Below are 3,143 nucleotides of genomic sequence, written 5' to 3'. Positions count from 1 at the left end.
TCGGCCCTCGAGACTCGTGGCTGCGCCACATGCGCTTCGAGGGCCGACAGCAGGCGCGGGCCGAACCCTTTGTGGGCCTCGCCGAGCTCGGCGGGTGCCATATTGTGGATCTGACCTGGTCGGAGCCTTGCCCGGCTGCCGCTGGTCGATCGTGCCATTGTGCTGTGCCCGGCGCGGCCGTTCGGTAATGGTGGTCGCCGGGCCGATTCTGCCGAGTTCTACACCAGTTCCAGGCCCGGGACCGGGCCGCGGCCGGTGGGGACTCCGTAGGTGGTGGTGCGTTCGCGGACGGGGCGTCCTATCCCTTCCGCTATCTCTGTGAGTTCGGCCACGGTTTTCGCGGAGCCGTGCTGGGAGCCGGCCATCCGGGAGATGGTCTCCTCCATCAGGGTGCCGCCGAGATCGTTCGCGCCGCTGCGCAACATGACCCGGGTACCGGTGGTACCGAGCTTCACCCAGCTGGTCTGGATGTTGTCGATCCGGCCGTGCAGCATGATCCGGGCCAGGGCGTGGGCGGCGCGGTTGTCGCGGTTGGTGGGGCCGGGGCGGGAGGCTCCGGCCAGATAGAGGGGGGCGCTCTGATGTACGAACGGGAGCAGTACGAATTCGGTGAAACCACCGGTTTCGTCCTGGATCCCGCGTAGTACCCGCAGGTGACCGACCCAGTGACTCGGGTTGTCGACATGGCCGTACATCATGGTCGAGCTGGACCGGATACCTACCTGATGGGCGGTGGAGACCACATCGATCCAGGCCGAGGCGGGCAGTTTGCCCTTGGTGAGCACCCAGCGGACCTCGTCGTCGAGGATCTCCGCGGCCGTACCGGGGATGGTGCCCAGGCCGGCTTCCTTCAGTGCGGTCAGCCAGTCCCGCACGCTCTCGCCGCCGCGGGAGGCGCCGTTGACGATCTCCATGGGGCTGAAGGCGTGCACATGCATCTCGGGTACCCGGGCCTTCACCGCGCGCACCAGATCGGCGTATCCGGTGACCGGCAGGTCGGGATCGATACCGCCCTGCATGCAGACCTCGGTCGCCCCGTCCACGTAGGCCTCCCAGGCCCGGTCGGCGACTTCGTCGGTGCTGAGGGTGAAGGCATCGGCGTCGCCCTTGCGCTGGGCGAACGCGCAGAACCGGCAGCCGGTGTAGCAGATATTGGTGAAGTTGATATTGCGGTTCACCACGTAGGTGACATCGTCGCCGTTGACCTCGCGACGCAACCGGTCGGCCAGGCCGGCCACGGCATCCAGATCGGCGCCGTCGGCGGTGGCCAGCGCCAGATACTGGGCGTCGGTGAGGCCGGCCGGGTCCTTCTCGGCGGCGCGCAGCGCGGCCAGGACATCGGCGTCCAGGCGTTGCGGGGCGGCGGCCAGATCCCGGACCTGCTCCCGGATGGTGTCCCAGTCGCCGAACGCGTTGTCGATATCGCTGCGGGTGTCGGTATTGCGGCCGTCGGTGTCGATCGCGGTATTGAGATCGGTGCGCCCGGCCGAATCCCAGGATTCGTCCGGTTCCTGCCAGGGCAGGCCCACCGGGAGGGCGTCGCTGTCGGCCAGTCCGGTCTCGGGATCGGTGAGCGCGGCGACGTGGGCGCCGATACGCGGATCGATCCAGGGGTTGCCGGCCCGCACGTATTTCGGATGCGCGGAAGTGCGTTCCACCAGCTCGAACCCGGCGGCGGCGGTGAGTTCGGCGAGGGTGTCGAGGTTGGGCCAGGGCCGTTCGGGGTTGACGTGGTCGGGGGTGACCGGGGAGACGCCACCCCAATCGTCGATTCCGGCCGCGAGCAGGGCCCGGCATTCCTCGCCGGAAACCAGGTTCGGCGGCGCCTGCACCGAGACATCCGGGCCGAGCAGTAACCGGGTCACCGCGATGGTGGCGAGGAATTCGGTCATATCGGCGTCGGGGGCGTGCCGCATGGCGGTGTCGTCCTTGGCCCGGAAGTTCTGCACGATGACTTCCTGGATATGCCCGAACGCCTTGTGCTGTTTGCGGATCGCCGCGATGGTGTCGGCCCGCTCGGCCATCGTCTCGCCGATACCGACCAGGATTCCGGTGGTGTAGGGCACCGACAGCCGGCCCGCGTCGGTGATGGCGCGCAACCGGACCGCGGGGTCCTTGTCCGGGCTGCCGTAGTGGCAGTTGCCCTTTTCGGTGAAAAGCCTGGTGGAGGTGGTTTCCAGCATCATGCCCATGGACTGGGCCACCGGCTTGAGCCGTGAGATCTCCTCCCACGACATCACCCCGGGATTCAGATGCGGCAGCAGCCCGGTTTCCTCCAGCACCAGGATCGATACCGCGCGCAGGTAGTCCAGGGTGGAGTCGTAGCCGCGTTCGTCGAGCCACTGCGCGGCCTCCGGCCAGCGTGCCTCCGGGCGGTCGCCCAGGGTGAACAGCGCTTCCTTACAACCCAGTTCGGCGCCACGGCGGGCGATATCGAGGACCTCGTCCGGCTCCAGGAACATGCCGCGGCCCTGCGCGCGCAATTTGCCCGGCACGGTCACGAAGGTGCAGTAGTGGCAGGTATCGCGGCACAGGTGGGTCAGCGGAATGAACACATTGCGCGAATAGGTGATGGTGGCCGGGCGTCCGGCCGAGGCCAGCCCGGCGTCGCGGACCCGGGCCGCGCTGCACGACAGGTCGGCCAGATCGTCGCCGCGGGCATGCAACAGGACCGTGGCTTCGTCGGTGTTCAGGGTGACCCCGTCGCGTGCCCGGCGCAGCGCCCGCCGCATGGCGGACGGGGTCGGCACGGGGGTCGGGACGGTCGGTTCTCCTAGGTCGGTCACGCCCTCGATCATGCGGCACTCATCCGGAACTGTCTCCTCCCAGGTCGTCGAGCGTTCACAACCGTGGTGTAGTTCGGGCTATTCCGTGCAGGTCATGGCGTCTCCGGACGTATCGGCCCGAGGCCGGCGGCCGTCCGCGCGCCGGGTTCGCCGCCGTCTGCGGGAAACGGCCGGCCCGGCGCCGTGCCAGGATGAATATATGACGCCGGACAGCCTGCCGCGGTCACCCGATCTCCTGACCGAGCCGTCGTGGCGGCCGAGTCCGCGGGCGAAAACGCTCTGGACCGTGCAGACCGCGCTGGGCTGGCTGTTCGTTCTCGCCGTACTGCTGGGCTGGTTCGCCGTCGACGACGGGCG

General features: G+C 68.7%; 1 protein-coding gene. It reads right to left on the bottom strand.

Features of this window, described 5'->3' with window-relative positions; all coding sequences use genetic code 11:
- Positions 1-218: 218 nt before the first annotated feature.
- A complete protein-coding gene (locus ACWDU1_RS31100; RefSeq protein ID WP_450003957.1) occupies positions 219-2,798 on the bottom strand; it encodes a bifunctional FO biosynthesis protein CofGH in 2,580 nt (859 codons plus the stop codon).
- Between the last annotated feature and the right edge of the window lie 345 nt (positions 2,799-3,143).

The organism is Nocardia sp. NPDC003345 (genome assembly GCF_053589395.1).
Note: the sequence above shows the minus strand (reverse complement) of the source record. Positions and strands in the feature narration are given on the sequence as shown.

Excerpts from the sequence above, each read along its gene's own strand:
- ACWDU1_RS31100 (WP_450003957.1), bottom strand. The coding sequence starts at position 2,798 with ATGATCGAGGGCGTGACCGACCTAGGAGAACCGACCGTCCCGACCCCC.